General features: G+C 69.1%; 9 protein-coding genes. 3 read left to right on the plus strand and 6 right to left on the minus strand.

Annotated features, from left to right (window positions below):
- Positions 1 to 24: 24 nt before the first annotated feature.
- Entirely contained in the window at positions 25 to 5,349 is a 5,325-nt protein-coding gene (locus tag HUA76_RS29700; RefSeq protein WP_254614569.1) for an HYR domain-containing protein, read from the minus strand.
- Between the two features lie 293 nt (positions 5,350 to 5,642).
- Between HUA76_RS29700 and HUA76_RS29705 the strand changes: the two genes are divergently transcribed.
- Both HUA76_RS29705 and HUA76_RS29710 read left to right on the plus strand, forming a co-directional pair.
- Complete coding sequence (locus tag HUA76_RS29705) at positions 5,643 to 6,035, plus strand: RidA family protein (RefSeq protein ID WP_141641494.1); 393 nt, start codon at positions 5,643 to 5,645, stop codon at positions 6,033 to 6,035.
- Between the two features lie 176 nt (positions 6,036 to 6,211).
- The gene (locus tag HUA76_RS29710) at positions 6,212 to 6,955 is read left to right on the plus strand and encodes an NIPSNAP family protein (RefSeq protein WP_371823533.1); all 744 of its coding nucleotides are present in this window, start codon (positions 6,212 to 6,214) and stop codon (positions 6,953 to 6,955) included.
- A 35-nt stretch (positions 6,956 to 6,990) separates the two neighbouring features.
- Here the strand turns inward: HUA76_RS29710 and HUA76_RS29715 are convergent, their stop codons facing one another.
- The 4 genes from HUA76_RS29715 to HUA76_RS29730 form a co-directional block, all read right to left on the minus strand.
- The gene (locus HUA76_RS29715) at positions 6,991 to 7,851 is read right to left on the minus strand and encodes a hypothetical protein (RefSeq protein ID WP_217440405.1); all 861 of its coding nucleotides are present in this window, start codon (positions 7,849 to 7,851) and stop codon (positions 6,991 to 6,993) included.
- 182 nt (positions 7,852 to 8,033) lie between these two features.
- Positions 8,034 to 8,846: a DUF4347 domain-containing protein gene (locus tag HUA76_RS29720; protein ID WP_174462730.1), complete on the minus strand. Its 813-nt coding sequence runs from the start codon at positions 8,844 to 8,846 to the stop codon at positions 8,034 to 8,036.
- A gap of 10 nt (positions 8,847 to 8,856) precedes the next feature.
- Positions 8,857 to 9,339 carry a hypothetical protein gene (locus HUA76_RS29725; RefSeq protein WP_174456396.1) on the minus strand — a complete coding sequence of 161 codons (483 nt, stop codon included), beginning with the start codon at positions 9,337 to 9,339 and terminating at the stop codon, positions 8,857 to 8,859.
- 31 nt (positions 9,340 to 9,370) lie between these two features.
- Positions 9,371 to 10,879 carry a sigma-54-dependent Fis family transcriptional regulator gene (locus HUA76_RS29730; protein WP_254614570.1) on the minus strand — a complete coding sequence of 503 codons (1,509 nt, stop codon included), beginning with the start codon at positions 10,877 to 10,879 and terminating at the stop codon, positions 9,371 to 9,373.
- A gap of 315 nt (positions 10,880 to 11,194) precedes the next feature.
- Between HUA76_RS29730 and HUA76_RS29735 the strand changes: the two genes are divergently transcribed.
- A complete protein-coding gene (locus HUA76_RS29735) occupies positions 11,195 to 12,661 on the plus strand; it encodes a hypothetical protein (RefSeq protein WP_217440406.1) in 1,467 nt (488 codons plus the stop codon).
- A 6-nt stretch (positions 12,662 to 12,667) separates the two neighbouring features.
- Here the strand turns inward: HUA76_RS29735 and HUA76_RS29740 are convergent, their stop codons facing one another.
- Complete coding sequence (locus tag HUA76_RS29740) at positions 12,668 to 15,958, minus strand: bifunctional serine/threonine-protein kinase/formylglycine-generating enzyme family protein (protein WP_174462731.1); 3,291 nt, start codon at positions 15,956 to 15,958, stop codon at positions 12,668 to 12,670.
- Positions 15,959 to 16,150: the final 192 nt, after the last annotated feature.

Genomic DNA, 16,150 nt, shown 5'->3' on the forward strand with positions numbered 1-16,150 from the left:
GTCGAATGAGAGGATTCAAGAGGCTCACGGGGCGACTCGCTCCCGGCCGCGACGACGGCCCGCCCAGACGGCGAGGACCGACAACACGACCAGCACCGCGTCTCCACCGCCGCCCGTGGACTGACAGCCTCCTCCGGCAATCGAGATCAACCGAGCCTGGACGGAGACCTCGAACGAGCACTGCGCCGTGTTCCCCGCGGCATCCGTGGCCGTGACGGTGACGCGCGTCTGTCCCGAAGAGAAGCGCGAGCCGGACTCCGGCGACGCGGTGACGGTCGCCAGCCCGGAGACGGAGTCCGTCGCCGTGGGCAGCGTGTACGTCACCTGCGCGCCCCCCGGCTCGTCCGAGGCCACCTGGAGGTTTTCCGGGCAGCTCAACGTCGGGGCCGTCGTGTCCCGCACCGTCACCTGGAACGTACACGTGGCCCGGTTGCCCGCCGCATCGTCCGCCGTCACCGTGACCGTCGTCACTCCCAACGGGAAGGTGCTTCCCGACGGCGCTGAGTAGGCCACCACCGGGTCCGCCGCCCCCCCATCCGTCACGGTCGCGGGTTCATAGGTCACCACGGCGCCCGAAGCGTCCTGGGCCTCCACCACCGGGTCCGCGGGACAGGTGAGCACGGGCGAAAGCGTGTCTCGCACCGTCACCAGGAACGTACACGTGGCCCGGTTGCCCGCCGCGTCTTCCGCCGTCACCGTGACCGTCGTGTCCCCCAGCGGCAAGATGCTTCCCGACGGCGGTGAGTACGTCACCAGCGGGGTGCTCCCCACGTCGGAGGCCGTGGCCGGCGGATAGGTCACCGCGGTCCCCGCCTCCGCCACCTGATTCCCAGGACACGTCAGCACGGGCGGAACCGTGTCTCGCACCGTCACCAGGAACGTGCACGTGGCCCGGTTGCCCGCCGCGTCTTCCGCCGTCACCGTGACCGTCGTATCCCCCAGCGGCAAGGTGCTTCCCGACGGAGGCGAGTACGTCACCGTGGGCGAGGCCGTCACCGCGTCGGACGCCGTCGCCGCCGGATAGGTCACCGCGGTCCCCACCTCCGCCACCTGGTTCCCCGGACACGTCAGCACGGGCGGAAGGGTGTCTCGCACCGTCACCAGGAACGTGCACGTGGCCCGGTTGCCCGCCGCGTCTTCCGCCGTCGCCGTTACGGTCGTATCTCCCAGCGGCAAGGTGCTTCCCGACGGCGGCGAGTACGTCACCGTGGGCGTGGCCGTCACCGCGTCGGACGCCGTCGCCGCCGGATAGGTCACAGGGGCACCCGAAGGGTCCGCCGCCTCCACCACCATGTTCACCGGACAGGTGACTGTCGGAGGCGTCGTGTCCCGCACCGTCACCAGGAACGTACACGTGGCCTGGTTGCCCGCCGCGTCCTCCGCCGTCGCCGTGACGGTCGTATCTCCCAGCGGCAAGGTGCTTCCCGACGGCGGCGAGTACGTCACCGTGGGCGTGGCCGTCACCGCGTCGGACGCCGTCGCCGCCGGATAGGTCACAGGGGCACCCGAAGGGTCCGTCGCCTCCACCACCATGTTCACCGGACAGGTGACTGTCGGAGGCGTCGTGTCTCGCACCGTCACTAGGAACGTGCATGTGGCCCGGTTGCCCGCCGCGTCCTCCGCCGTCGCCGTGACGGTCGTATCCCCCAACGGCAAGGTGCTTCCCGACGGCGGTGAGTACGTCACCGTGGGCGAGGCCGTCACCGCATCGGACGCCGTCGCCGCCGGATAGGTCACAGGGGCACCCGAAGGGCCCGTCGCCTCCACCACCATGTTCACCGGACAGGTGACTGTCGGAGGCGTCGTGTCCCGCACCGTCACCTGGAACGTGCACGACGCCTGATTGCCGGCCGCGTCCTCCGCCGTCGCCGTGACGGTCGTCATCCCCAATGGCAGCGTGCCGCCCGAGGGCGGTGCGTACGTCACCGTCGGATTCCCGGTGATGACGTCGGTCGCGGTGGCGGGGGGATACGTCACGACAGCGCCCGCCGGGCTCGTCGCCTCCACCTGCTGGTCCGCCGGGCAGGTGATGGTCGGCGGCGTTTCATCCACCACGCCCACCGTCACCGTGGCCACGTTGCTGTCCAGGCCGCAGTCCCGGGCCATGAAGGTGAAGCTGTCCGGCCCCACGTAGCCCGGATTCGGCGTGTACGTGACGGCGGGAGGCGTCCCGCTCAGTGTGCCGTTCGCCGGAGGCGTGACGATGACGTAGGTCAGCGGCGGCCCCACCTCGGTATCCGTGGCCACCAGGGTCACATTCACCGGGACTCCGTAGCCCGTTTCCACCGTCTGGTCCTGCGCCACCGGCGCGATGTTCTCCAGCACCGTCACCAGTCGCCCGCTTCCAATCCCGTTGGCGAAGACGGACAGCGCATAGGTGCCAGGCGGCGCGCTGGCGGGAATGGTCACCGTCGCGCCCGTGGCGGACAGGTCCGTCCCCGGCAGGCTCCAGAGCCGACCTCCCTCCACGCCTTGCAGCCGCGCCAGCGGGAAGTCCGCCGAGGAGTCCTTGTAGTCGCCCGAGCTGGCACCGGAGATGCCTCGGAACCGCGCGCCGGTGATTCGGGCGGAGCACGCGCGCGTCACCTCGTCCGGCCCCGTCACCACCGGACGCCATGAGGGCTGCGCCCCCGTGTCTTCGTACAGCTCGGCGCTCGCCAGCCACGCGTTGGCCGCGGACTGCCCCCCGAGCGCGAGCACCTCGCTCGTGGGCAGCACCACTGCGGCGAAGCGCGCCCTGGGCCCAGCGAGATTCGTCGCGGGCTTCCAGGTATTCGTCGCGCCGTCGTACAGCTCCGCCGTGGCGCGCACCGCGCCTCCCGGCCCCTGGCCTCCCGCGACGAGCACACGGCCCGACGGCAGCAGCACCGCGGAGTGGAAGGCCCGCGCCTCCGCGAGCGAGCCCGCCGGAGTCCAGGTGTTGGAGACCGGGTCATACAGCTCCGCCGACGCCAGCTCCGCCGCGAGCGTGGTGCCCGCCGACGCCAGCACACGGCCCGAGGACAACACCGTCAGCGTGAAGGACTCGCGTCCCTGCGCGAGGCTCGCCGCTGGAGCCCAGGTGTTGGTGGTCGGGTCATACAGCTCCGCCGTGGCCAACAGCGCCCCCGCGTTCTGACCACCCGCCACGAGGACACGCCCGTCGTTCAGCAACACGGCGGCGTGCCGCGAGCGAGGCGTGGCGGCGGATGCGGCCCCGCTCCAGGTATTGGTCGCCGGGTCATACAACTCCGCCGTCGCCGCACCCGCGCCGCCCACCACGAACACCCGGCCCGAGCCGAGCACCGTCGCGGTGTGGCCATCGCGGGCCGTGGCCATGTTGCCCGCGGCCGACCAGGCGTTGGCGGTGGCGTCATACTGCTCGGCGGAGGCCTGCGCTCCCGCGCCATTGGCTCCGCCGACGACGAGCACCCGGCCCGACTGCAACAGGCTCATCGTGGCCCGCTCGCGCGCCGTCGCCAGGGAAGCGGCGGGCGACCAGGCGTTGCTCGCGCGCGTGTAGCGCTCCGCCGTCGCCAGCACGCCGCCCGGGCCGCGTCCTCCGGCCACCAGCACCTGCCCCGAGGGCAACAACACGGCCGCCCTGGAAGCGCGAGCCGCCGCGAGATTGCCGGCGGGAGCCCAGACATCGCTGGACGCGTCATAGACGTCGGCGTTGGCGAAGAAGGTGAGGCTCGGGTTGGAGGCGTAGCCACCGTTGACCAGCACCTGCCCCGTGGGCAGCAGCGTCGCCACCATGTTCTCACGCCCCACCGCCAACGCCCCGGCCGGGCTCCAGGTCCCCGTCGCGGGGTCATACAGCTCCGAGACAGTCTGCGTGTTGCGGGCCGCGTCCGCGCCCCCCTGGACGAGCACCTTGCCGTTGGGCAGCAGCGTGGCGGTGTGGCCATTGCGCGGATGGGTGAGAGCTCCCGTGGCGGTCCAGGTGTTGGCCGCCGGGTCATAGAGCTCCGCATGGGTGGTGACCCCTCCGGCCGTGAAGCCGCCCGCGAGCAGCACCCGGCCATCCGGAAGCTGCGTCCCCGTCGCGTAGTGCCGGGGGACCAGGGCAGGCGCCGCGAGAGACCAGGTCTCGGAGACGGGGTCATACAGCTCGGATTCGGGGACCTCGCCCGGGATGAGATTGCTGAAGCCGCTCATCACCAGCACCCGTCCATTCCTCAGCAGCACGGCCGTGTGGGCACGGTGGATGACCGCCATGGGAGCCGTGGAGGTGAAGGTATTGGTCGCGGCATCGTAGAGCTCCGCGGTCGCCAGGTTGGAGCCACCGGCGACGAGCACCTTGCCCGAGGGCAGCACGGTGGCCGTTGGCAGGCTGCGCGAAGCGGCCATCGCGCCCGTGGCGGTCCAGGTGTTCGTCTGGGCATCGTAGATGCGTCCCGTCAGGCTGCCGTCCGTCATCACCAGCGCCCGTCCCGTGGGCAGCATCACGCCCACCGCGATATTGCCCTGGATGCCGGGGCCCGCGGCGGACGCCCAGGTCCCGCGCTCCGGGTCGAACCGCTCCGCGGTGGTCACGAAGCCCAGCCTGTTGACCCCGCCGGCCACGAGGACCGTGCCATCCGTCAAGAGCAGCGAGGAGTGCTGCGCCCTCGGGGTCGCCATGCTGGCCGTCGACGACCAGCCCGGGTCCACCACCAGCGGCGCGGTGAGTCCGGCGAGCGCCACTTCGGTGACGAGGCTCACGCGAGGGCCCTCCACCTCGAACACGTTCGCGAGCGATGACGCGCGAACCCCCGACAGGCGCGTGTCACCACGCCGGGACTCGCCCCGCGCATCGCGCACCTCGGACGGGTGGAAGCGCAGGACCGGCTGCCCGTCGGTGTCGAGGAACTCCACGTACTCGCCCACATCCCGCAGGCGCGTCACCGAAGGGGGCAGCGTGACGTGGTACTCCGCGCGGTGGAGGGGCTCGGAGCCATCCACCACCCAGGCCTCCTCCAACCGCGAGGAGCGCCACCCCTGGCTCACCTCGGCGGAATCACCCACCGGGAACCAGAAGTGTCGCGGGCCCGCGAAGGACACCGCTCGCTCGCGAAGCAGGGTACCGGCGTCATCGGCGCCAGCTCCCTGCTCGACGCGGAAGAGCAGGCCCCGCGTCGTCAACTCCAGCGTCCCGCTCGCGGAGAGCCGCGACGTGAGAGCTCGGGAGTCCGCGACGGTGAGGGGGACCTCCGAGGAGGAGAAGACCTTCGACGGCGCCTCCTCCGTGGTCAGCTCCGGAAAGTAGGCCCGAGCCAGAGCGAGCGCTTCCGCTGAAGCCGGCAGGTCCTGCTTCTGCTCGCATGCGGCGACCAGGGCACAACCAACCACCACGACCAGGTATCGCGAGACGCGTCTCGACTGCATCTGTCACCCTCCACACCCATGCGTGTGGCACGGGCTGACGCGCGAGGGCCGCCACGGCTGGCGAGCGTGCGCGTGTTGCCTCCGGCTGTATCACGCTTTCACCCCACCGGGTCCTCACCGACGCCTCGAAAAAAGGACGCCAGGGGTCTGGGACACAGGCGGCACAAGTGACGCGTTGTTCAACAGGAGCGTCGCTTTCCCGCGAGGGGAAACACACGCCCGAGGCGGAGGCTGGTCATCCTCCCGAGCAGGATGGCAGGCTGCGGGCCCCGTTGGGCCTCCTGGAGGGACACATGACCGCGACGAAGCACGAGCCCGTCACCGCGCCTGGACTGCCGAAGCCCGTGGGTCCCTACTCCCCGGGCATGCGGCTGGACTCGCTGCTCTTCGTCTCCGGACAGGCCGCGACGGACCCAGCCACCGGGAAGCAGGCCGAGGGAATCGAGGCGCAGACGGAGCAGGTCCTCCGCAACCTGGAGCGCATCCTGCTGGCGGGTGGCTCCAGCCTCCAGCACGTCCTGCGCTGCGGCGTGTTCCTCGTCGACATGAAGGACTTCTCCCGGATGAACGCTGTCTACGAGCGCGTGTTCGCCGGGCACCGCCCCGCCCGCACCACCGTGCAAGCGGCCGCGCTCCCAGAGGCCGGGCTGCTCGTGGAGATCGACTGCATCGCCTACGTGCCTTGAGACGAAGGGGGGCGTCACGGTCCGAATCAGGACCGGAACTGTCCTAGTGGGCGCGTACGGTGCCTCCGATACCCACTACCGGAGGCCCGATGCGACGCCAGCTCTTCACGCTCCTGCTCTTGCTCACGTGGAAGGCGAGTGCGCTCCCACCAACGCCACCGTCAGGAGCCACCGCCGTGAAACCTGCCTCTCGTGATTGCTGTGCCGTGCTGGAGCTGCGGCAGTACACGCTGCACCCGGGACAGCGCGATGTGCTCATCGACCTGTTCGAGCGTGAGTTCGTCGAGAGTCAGGAGGACCAAGGCGCGCACCTGGTGGGACAGTTCCGGGACTCGGTGCGGCCCGAGCGCTTCGTCTGGCTGCGCGGCTTCCCGGACATGGTGTCTCGCGAGCAGACCTTGAAGCGGTTCTACGGTGGGCCCGTGTGGAAGGCACACCGGGAGGCGGCCAACGCGACGATGCAGGACTCGAGCAATGTCCTGCTGTTGCGCCCCGTCACCGGAAGTCGGGGGTTCCCCCCGCCGGGCGCCCCCAGACCCGACAAGGGGAACCACCCGACCCCGAACTCCGTCGTCGTCGTCACGATTCTCCATCGTGACGCTCCCGTGGACTCCGCGTTCCTGCGCTTCGTCGAGCAACAGCTCGTGCCCGTCCTGAGTGAGACGGGCGGCGCGCCGCTCGCCCTGCTCCAGATGGAGTACGCCCCGAACACCTTCCCGGCCCTCCCCGTGCGCGAGGGCGAACATGTGCTCGTCGCGTTCACCGTGTTCGCGAGTCGGGAGAAATACCTCGCCCATGTCGAACGACTCGCGAACTCACGGCGCTGGAACGACACCGTGCGCCCCGCCCTGCTCAAGCACCTGAAAGCCGCACCTGAGTCACTCGTGCTGGAGCCCACCGCGCGCTCACTGCTGCGGTGACGGGGTGACCGAGTTCATCACTCGCGGGTGGGCAACTACTGAGCAGCGGCGACGGAGACAATCCAGGGCGTGCGCATCCCGTGGGGGCCCATGAAAACCTTGGTCAAATTCAACCGGACCTTTTTCAGGACGACCACCCCCACGATTGCCCTGCCATAGAGCGCCGAGTTACGTCCGGGCTGCCCGATGGCTCCAAAAAACTCGGGCGTTCCCTTCAAGCCACCCATCCAGATGTCGCCAAACACTGCGATGTTGGCATCCTCGATGGCTGCCTTCTGTCCGAAGAGGCGAAACCCAAGCTGGCCAACCCTCACTCCATTCCCCTGTGGGGCTCCCAGTGGAGCAATGTCCATGTTGATAGAGGGCATGAAGCTCAGCACCGCGATATTCTGCACCCCCTCGGAATCGTCGACCGCGGACACATAGGCCACCATTGGCAGCTCCGCCAACATCGTCGCATTCCCTCCAGCCTGAATGAAATTCTCGAGATTACCTTCCTTGGCGGTCTTTTCGTCCGGCCCGGTGCCGCTGGACGGGGTTCTCGTCGAGGTCATCGCGGCATGCAAGCTCAGCTGAAGATTGGGGAACACTCGAAAACTGAGCAGCTTCGCGGCGACACTGAACCCTGACTCGGACACCCCGGTGAAAGACAGATACTCCGCCACTTTCGGCGCATCCTCGCCAAAATAGGCATCGGCGCTCCTTGGATACGCCAGCGGCTTCACCCACCCATAGGCCACCGGGGAGTCCGCGTGGCTCTTCGCTTGGGATTCCACATTGAGGCCCGCCTGCACGGCTGCCTTTCTGGGCGTCGGCGGAGCCGGGGATTGAGCCAAGACCACCGTCGGCGCCAAGCCGAACCACAGGAGCAAGCCAGACCACATCACATATCTCATATATCCCCCTGCGCTCATCGAAATGCAGCGCCCGCCGGACCTCGACGGGCGCGAATTAATCAGGCACGACCGGGACACACTTCTCTCGGACGCGCGAAGCGCCTCACGACAGGCCTCGCCCGACGCGACAATTCCAGACAGAAACTCAGAAGAGAAACACGGAACCTGCGACGACTCGATGCTCAGTGGGAAAGCAGGTGAGCCGTGATCTGCTCACAACTCGGAGCTTGCGAGCCGGCCGTCCACCGATAGACCGCGATTCGATTCGATGACTTCGACTTGATGGCGACGACCCGTCTATCCACGCAGAGGGTGACAATCAGGTCATTGACAGGGAATCGCTCGTCGACGATGCCAGCGGGCATGTCCTCGAGCCCATCCAGAACGTAGCCCGGCGGGAGCAACTGCATGACGCCCTGGACATTCACCGCGGCGTTCTCGGCGATGCCCCCCAAGCGCCGCACCCCTGTCTCGGATGCACTCATCCTGCTGGCGGTCCTCAGGAACTTGCTGGCGACCTCCTCCCGGAACCCCTCGGGTCCAAAGTCGGAGTGAGCAATCGAGGCGAGACTGCCCCAGACCGTCCGCGTCTTGCCCCCCTTCGACAGTTTCGCCTCGAGCCCTTCGAGAACCGCTCGGCCCTCCGCGAGCGTCCCGGTATCGCAGCCCAGCAGCCGCACCTCTGCGTTGTCGGTAAGAAGGTCATCCGTCTTCAGGTCAGGAAATAGGTCCCAGCTCGCCTCGTGCTGGGTCACCACCTCCTGCCCCTGATCTCCCAGCGTCAACGTCCCGGACTTCCCGTGGCCGAAGATGTCCAGTCTCGCCACCTTCTGGTTGGACTCGTTGACCACCTCGTTCACGATCCACTGGAGCTGGCTTCGCTCCTGGCAACGCGCGAACCTCCGCAGTGGGTCGCTCCTTCCGTCCACCCGGAAGACAGCACGCTCGATGTCCCAGTCGAGCCGAGACGCATAGGCAATGATGGTCAGATGCATGACGGGCCTCTCACCCTTCTTCCTGCTCGTTCGACAGCACCTGGAGAAGCGCCGAGACAGAACGCATCACCTCATTGCCTCGAGAGGCCCCTTCCCGCCGCCGCTTCGACAAATCCGCGGCGAAGGGCCATTTGCCCCGACCATCCGAGTACGCGTCGAGGCTGCTGACCTGCTGGCTCGACAGGTATTTCTCCGTCAACAACAGGTAGCCGAACTGACCCGGCTGAGCATTCACGGCGGTGGAGGGTGCTCCGGGCCACACGTGCGAGGCATTGAAGAGGTCGACCTCCAACCCCACCAGGGTGGGGACGCCCGGCTCCATCGCCACCAGGTCGAACGTGAAGCGCCTCGGGTCCAGACTCTTCACCTGGACCTTGTACGCGCGATACCCCCAGCCGATGCCGTTCACCTCCGGCATCCACCAGAACTCCAGGTCCGCGGCGGAAGTCTGCGGCTTGATGGTCGACTGCCCGAAAAACGGCGTACTCGGCATGAGACACTCCAGGGGACTGCGGGTGAGACCTTCAACTTTCAGGCGACTGGGAATCCCTCGTCAGGCCGAATGCCTTCATCAAGTTGTAGATATGCTGACGGGTCAGGTCGAGCCGCTGCGCCACATCGGACACACACCAATCAGTGGCATCCAGTTCGCGGCGAAGCAGGTCTCGTTGAAAACGGCGGGTCGCCTCGTGGAAGGACACTGGCGCCATCCCCTGCGCCTCCATGCCCTCGAACAGGTGGCGTGGCTCCAGGAACGAGGCCGCCTCCGCGCTGGCGCGAATGAGCGCGGCCTCCAGCCGATGCCGGAGCTGTCTCACATTGCCCGGCCACTCCGCCAGCTCGCACGCCGCGAAACAGGCCGGTGAGGGTCGCAGGCGCGGCAACCCATTCTCCTCCGCCAACCGCTCCACCAACGCCTCCACCAGCGGGACAATGTCCTCTCGCCGCTCGGCGAGCGCCGGCATGCGCACCGACAAGACATTGAGGCGGTAGAACAGGTCCTCGCGGAAGCGCCGCTCACGGACCAACTGCTCCAGGTTGGCATTGCTCGCGGCCACCAGCCGGACATTCGCCTTGAACGCCTTGGGGCTGGCCAGCGGGAAGTACTGCCGCGACTGCAACAACTGGAGCAGCTTGGCCTGCGCGGCCAGGGGAATCTCCGCGATTTCATCGAGGAAGAGCGTCCCCCCTTCCGCCGCCTCCACCTTGCCGACCGTCCGCCGCGCTCCCGGGAAGGCTCCTGGGAAGGCACCGAAGAACTCACTCTCGAAGAGCCCCTCCGGGACAGCCGCGCAGTTGAGTTCCACGAAGGGCCCCAACCTGCGCTTGCTGTTGACGTGGAGCGCCTGCGCCAGCTGCGTCTTCCCCGTGCCGGACGGCCCCCCAATCATCACCGTCACATCCAGCGGCGCCGCGACGGCGAGCTGGGCGAACACATGCGCCAGCCCCGGACTCCTGCCGATGATGTCCTCCAGTTGGAAGCGCTCCCGGAAGGGGCGCGTCGGGTCCTCCTTGTCGCCCCCTCTCTGGAGCAGCGCCCGCTCGGACGCCGTGCCCAGGAAGTGGGCCACCGACTCCGCCAGCTGCACCAGCCCCTCCGAGAACGGCCCCGCGCCGCGCTTTCCCTCCAGATAGAGCACCCCCGGCAGTCGCCCACCCAGGGGTACACAGAGCACCGCCTCCAGGCGCTGCGCCTTGACGCTGGCCGAGCTGGCGAAGCGCGCATCCAGCAACGCATGCGCCGTGTGCACCGACTTGCCGGCCGCAATCGTCGAGGCGACGATTCCGCGCGACGTCAACGCCCGGATCTCCTCGCGCTCCAGCTCCGAGCAACCATGGAACAGCGACCACTCACGACGCGCCACGGAGCTTTCTCCATACAGCTCCAGGCCCGCGCGCTGGGCATCCGCCAGCTCGACCAGACAGGTCAGCACATCTTGAAGGGGTTGAAGGGGACTCGGCGCATCCAGGACTCGGAGCACCGCGAGATAGAGATCTCGCTCGCGGGCAAAGCGGGCCTCGAGGGTGACCATGTCTGTCAACATATCACCCAGTCGATGCACGGCAATGCTGGTGGGCCAGTCGGAGGTCATGGGCACCGGCAGACATTGCAGGGGGCGCGCCAGTCACACCGTGAGAGCGACACGCGGCGGAAGAGGTGTCGCGAACGTCAACGGGATTTGACAAGCAGGTCGCGCGTTGTCCAACACAGTGGACAAACACTCTCAACCCTTCCTTGGCCATACGTCTGCATCGTCCCGACCTTCGTCAAGGCATGGTGATTGCTCTGACAGGAACTCGGAGTCCACCTGTCCCCATGAGCAGGGGACCTTTCACCCGAGGAACCCATGTCACGACCCAAGAAGGTCCCTGTCTCGTCCTTGTCCCCGCGTCGTATGCCGGCGGAGCCCCCTGGCGGGCCACTTGACGGTCCCGCGGTCTTCTCGCCTGGGGAGCCCCACAACCTGCCCGCACTCGTCGAGGACGCGCGCGACGCGGCACTGATGGGAGAGCCCGGCCCCCGCGAGCCGTCGAACTACCAGGAGCTGTTCAGCCGCCTCTCCGCCGCGCGCGACACGCTTCCCGGCGCGTATCGCGACACCTTCTATCAACCCCTCCTCAACAAGCTGGGTGAGATGGGGGCCACGCGCTTCGCCCAGTTGCTCCAACAGGACCCGAGGCGCACGGGCGTCGCGGGCCTCCTGCTCGATGCCACCCACGCCGTCCTCCAGAACGCGGAGCGCTATGAGCTCCTCGCCACGGATGCATTCCAGGAGGTCGTCAGCGACCTCTTCGATGGATTCCTCAGCGCGGAGAGTCGCCGGGGTGTCTCCCCGCCGGACCAGGGAATCCTGCCGCCGCTGGTGAAATGGGGCAGTCCTGACTCCGGTCCGTACACCTGGCCGGTGGATGCCACCTCGAGCGTGCTCGGGTTGATGGCGGGTGTGGTCAGCCTGCCGCCCGCGAATGCGCATCAGGGATTGCTGGCGTGGGCCGCGCTCCCGCACGAGGCCGCGGGGCACGACATCCTGGATGCCGACTCGGGGCTGTCGGCGGAGCTGTCCAACGCCGTCCATGACAAGCTCAAGGACACGTATCCCTCGCTCGCGACCTACTGGGCCGACCGCATCGACGAGACGGCGGCGGACGTCCTCGGCATCCTCAACATGGGCCCCACGTCGGGCATCGGACTGCTGGGCTACTTCCGGGGCCTCAACGCCGCCTGGGGTGGTGGCCCGGTGCTGCGCCGCGACGGCCCGTCCGACGACTCCCACCCCGCGGACGTGCTGCGCGGGTACCTCGCCGCGGCCACCGTCGACAAGCTCCTGTTCGCCAACCGGGCCCACTGGGCGGGATTCATCGAACGGGAGGTGGATGCGGATGTGAATGGGCAGCGCATCGTCGTCGAGGGCGTCTCCGTGAGCCGCGAGCTCGCGAAGCACTCCGCCGGGGCCGTCGCGGAGGTGCTCGTCACGCACCGCGCCGCCGCGCTGGAGGGGCATGCCCTGGGACAAATCCAGAACTGGCGCGACACGGACGAGGCGCGCGTCCAACGACTCGCGCGAGGACTGCTGCACGGACCTCCGGGCCTGCCCACGGACCTGACCGAAGGCACCTATGCAGCGCACCTCGTCGCCGCCGCCATGGTCTCCGGACTGACGCCCGGCGCGGACCTGAGCGCCCTCCAGTCCCGCATGCTGCGCCAGCTCAAGCAGATGCACGACGCCAATCCGGTGTGGAGTTCGCTGGTCGTCGCATACCGGGGCAACGCCGTGCCGCACCGCATCTACCGTCCCCAGCGCACCGCCGTGTGAAAGCCGTCAGGGAGCAGGCACCCGCTCCACGCAGCGGGTGCCAATGCCGAACTCGAAGCGACGCGAAGGAAGGTGGTTGGCCCAGAAGAGCCAGTGCTGCCGCGTTTCGGGCGGCGCGTCCCAGCGCCCACCCGCAACCATGCGGAAGCCCGGGTAGTCACCTTCCGTGGCGATGGTCGCCGTCCACTCCGCCACGTTGCCCGCGAGGTCCATGATTCCATAGGGGCTGCGGTCCTCCGGGAACGAGCCCACGGGGGCGAACGTGGCGAAGGCATCCTTCCCATACAGGTTGGCGGGCGGCACCGTCCGGTCGTCACCCCAGACAGTCCGACGACGGGGCGCGGGATTGGGCACCTCGCCCTTCGCGTCGAGGACCTCCCCGCCCCGCCCCGCCTTCGACCACTCGTCGTAGGTCGGCAACTCCTTGCCCATGAAGTGGCAATAGGCCTCCGCCACCCCGGCGTCGATTCCGGTGACGGGAATCCTCGGCAGGTTCGCCGGCTCATAGTCCGGATGGGCGGGGGCGGCCTCCCGCGCTCCGCCCATGAGCGGAAGGATTCGCTCCTGGAACAGCCGAAACTCCGCGTTGGTGGCCTCCGTCCTGTCCATCGAGAACGCGCCTATCTCGAAGCGCGCCTCCTCCTTCAGCGACAGCTCGGGCCTCCAGTATCCGCCCGCCGGGACGAGCACCTGCCCGGCCCGGGACGTGGCGCAGGTCGGCACCGGCAGCCGCAGCTCCTCTCGGCGGGCCCGCTGCGCGTAGCCGGGAAGTCGCAGGAGGCGTATCCGCGAAGGAGGACAGTCCCCTCGCTCCACGGTGAGCCACGCGGCCCGCGAGGGCGCCTCCACGCGCTCGCGCCAGGCTCCCTGCTCATCCACCCGTCCCTCGGGAGGTGCCCCCTTCATGGGCAGCTCGTCCGGCCGTGCCTCCGGGCTCAGCTCCAGCGCCCACCGCACGGGCGCGGTGACGGGCGCACGGGTCCACGTCAGGGTGCGCGCATCGAAGTCGAAGAACTCCAGCACCAGGTCGAAGTCCCCCATGTCCGCGGCCATGAGCCGCATCTCCCGCTGCTGGCGCGCGGTCTCCTGCTGGTTCTGCTGGAACGCGAACACCACCGACGTGCCCACCCCCGTGGCGAGCACGAGCAGCAGCACCACCACGGCAATCCCCACCCGGCGCCGCTGGACGTGCCCCTGCTCCCGCTTGCGCCCGGCGTCAAGGAACGCGCGCGAGCGACTGGCGAGCGGCACCTTCCAGTCCGCCACCCGCCGCAACACCTGCCCCAGCGCATCACCGCCCCACGTCTCCTCGTCCCGGCGTCCGCGCCGATGCCACAGCTCCGCGGCCTGGTCGATTTCCGTGACGAGCAGGTGCTCATCACGAGACTCCTGCCGCCAGCGCGCCAGCTCCGGCCACGCCGTGGCCAGGGCCTCGTGCGCCAGCTCCACCAGCGCCCCGTCATTGCGCACGTCGCGGGAGGCGACCACCAGCCGGTGCGCGAGCAACGAGTCGAGCACCCTCCCCGCGCCCACGCCCAGCTCCTCCAACAACTCCTCGCGCACCCGAGGGCGTCGGGTCCCCTCGGGCGTGAGCAATTGAAGCAGGAGCAGTCGCACCGTGTGGATGTCATCCGCCGGGAGCTGTCCCAGCAATTGACGTCCCTGCGCCGCCAGGGCCCCCGCCACGCCGCCCAGCTCCTCGTACACGGCCGCGCGCAGCAGACGCCGCTCCTTGTCCCTGCGCTCCCACAGCGCCGAACAGGTGGCCTGCAAGAGCGGCAGGCCCGCGGGCTGGGCACGGACATCCGCGACGATGCGCTCGACCAGCCCGGGCTCGTCCGTGGCATGGCCCGCGCGACGCAAGGGACCAGTGACGGCCTCCACCAGCGCCGAGGGCGACAACGGCCCCACCACGAACGCATTGCCGAGAAAGGCCCCCAGGTGCTCCACCCGGGCGAACTGCCCCAGGTAGTCATCACGCAGCACCACCAGCACCCGCCACCCGATGCCCGCGGACGCCACCGCGAACAGGCACCGCACCAGGGCCATCGCCTCCTCCGCCGCCCCCAGGGTGAAGACCTCCTCGAACGCATCCACCAACAACAGCGCGGGCGCCGGAGCGCGCGCCCGCAGCAACTCCACGATGGCCCCGGGGGTCAGGACCAGCGTCCGCGCGACTCCCGCGTCCAGCGACAGGACCTCCGTCAACCGATGGAGGGGACGCGGGCCAGGACGAAAGGCGACCACCTCCCAGCTCGCCATCTGCCGCAGTCGCGGCACCAGGCCCGCATGCACGAGCGAGCTCTTGCCGATACCCGAAGGGCCCGTCAGCACCACCGGAGCCGCCTGCCGCAGCCGCTCGACGAGCGCCGCCACCTCCGCCTCCCGGCCCGAGAAGTCCTCCGCGTCTCCCTCCGTGAAGGCCCGCAGCCCCCGGAACGGATGCCGCTCGGGGTCTGCCTCCAGTTGCCTCCGGGCCGGCTCCAGCAAGTCCGTCAGCGCTCTCGCCAGAGACTCCGCCGTCGGCCGGGCCTCCGGCGCCAGCGAGAGACAGTCCTTCACGAGCGCCGCTCCGGCGAGCTCCGGCGTCGGGCCCGGGAGCGGGCGCGGCGTGAAGGCGAACGCGGGGAGACTCGCGTCGTCCACCGGGCGGCGGCCATCCAGCAGCTCGTGGAGAATCACTCCCAGCGACCAGAGGTCCATCGCCGGCGCGGGCGGGGTCCCCCTCCAGCGCTCGGGCGACATGTACGCGGGGGTTCCGGACGCCGCGCCCGCGGAGGTGCCCGCGTGACGGGCGAGCCCGAAGTCGACCACGCGCAGCCGCCCGTCCCTCGGCAGGAGGATGTTCTCCGGCTTGAGGTCCGCGTGGACGATGCCATGACGGTGCGCCTCCGCGAGCGCGTCCGCGATGGCGCGCCCCACGCGCAGCACCTCCCCCGGCGACATCCGCTCCCGAGACATCCGCTCGCGCAACGTCTCGCCCTCCAGGTACTCCAAGGCCAGAAAGGGTTGGCCCTGATACACACCCGCCGCGTGCACGGTGACGATGTGGGGGTGGTTGAAGCGGGCCGTGGTGCGCGCCTCTTCCAGGAGCCGCTCCGCGCTCTGGGGCCCCAGCAGCTCCGGCCGCAGGAACTTGAGCGCGATGTGTCGCCCCAGCGCCAGGTCCTGCGCGAGATACACCCTGCCCGAAGCGCCCTCGCCGAGCAGCTTCAGCACGCGAAAGCCTTCCACGAGCGAGCCCGAGGCGAGCGGCTCCTCCGCCTCCAGCAGCCTGCCCGGGGCCAGCTTGCTCATCTCGAACCACCCCCAGCCGCCATGACAGCCGCATCCGAGCCCGCACGCCTCCACCGCGACTCGCCTGGGATGTTAGGGCCAATCCACCAGGACGCGCCACGGCTCCACGTGAAGCAGGTCAGCCCCTCCGGACGCCCTCGCACCCATCCGGCTCAATCCCAGACACAGGGTCCGCCAGGACCGTGGCCGACG

Origin of the sequence: Myxococcus sp. CA056, assembly GCF_013336715.1 — a bacterium.
Classification (GTDB): Bacteria; Myxococcota; Myxococcia; order Myxococcales; family Myxococcaceae; genus Myxococcus; species Myxococcus llanfairpwllgwyngyllgogerychwyrndrobwllllantysiliogogogochensis.

Coding starts and splice junctions, on each gene's coding strand:
- HUA76_RS29700 (WP_254614569.1), bottom strand. CDS start 5,349: ATGCAGTCGAGACGCGTCTCGCGATACCTGGTCGTGGTGGTTGGTTGT.
- HUA76_RS29705 (WP_141641494.1), top strand. CDS start 5,643: ATGACCGCGACGAAGCACGAGCCCGTCACCGCGCCTGGACTGCCGAAG.
- HUA76_RS29715 (WP_217440405.1), bottom strand. CDS start 7,851: ATGAGATATGTGATGTGGTCTGGCTTGCTCCTGTGGTTCGGCTTGGCG.
- HUA76_RS29720 (WP_174462730.1), bottom strand. CDS start 8,846: ATGCATCTGACCATCATTGCCTATGCGTCTCGGCTCGACTGGGACATC.
- HUA76_RS29725 (WP_174456396.1), bottom strand. CDS start 9,339: ATGCCGAGTACGCCGTTTTTCGGGCAGTCGACCATCAAGCCGCAGACT.
- HUA76_RS29730 (WP_254614570.1), bottom strand. CDS start 10,879: ATGGTCACCCTCGAGGCCCGCTTTGCCCGCGAGCGAGATCTCTATCTC.
- HUA76_RS29735 (WP_217440406.1), top strand. CDS start 11,195: ATGTCACGACCCAAGAAGGTCCCTGTCTCGTCCTTGTCCCCGCGTCGT.
- HUA76_RS29740 (WP_174462731.1), bottom strand. CDS start 15,958: ATGAGCAAGCTGGCCCCGGGCAGGCTGCTGGAGGCGGAGGAGCCGCTC.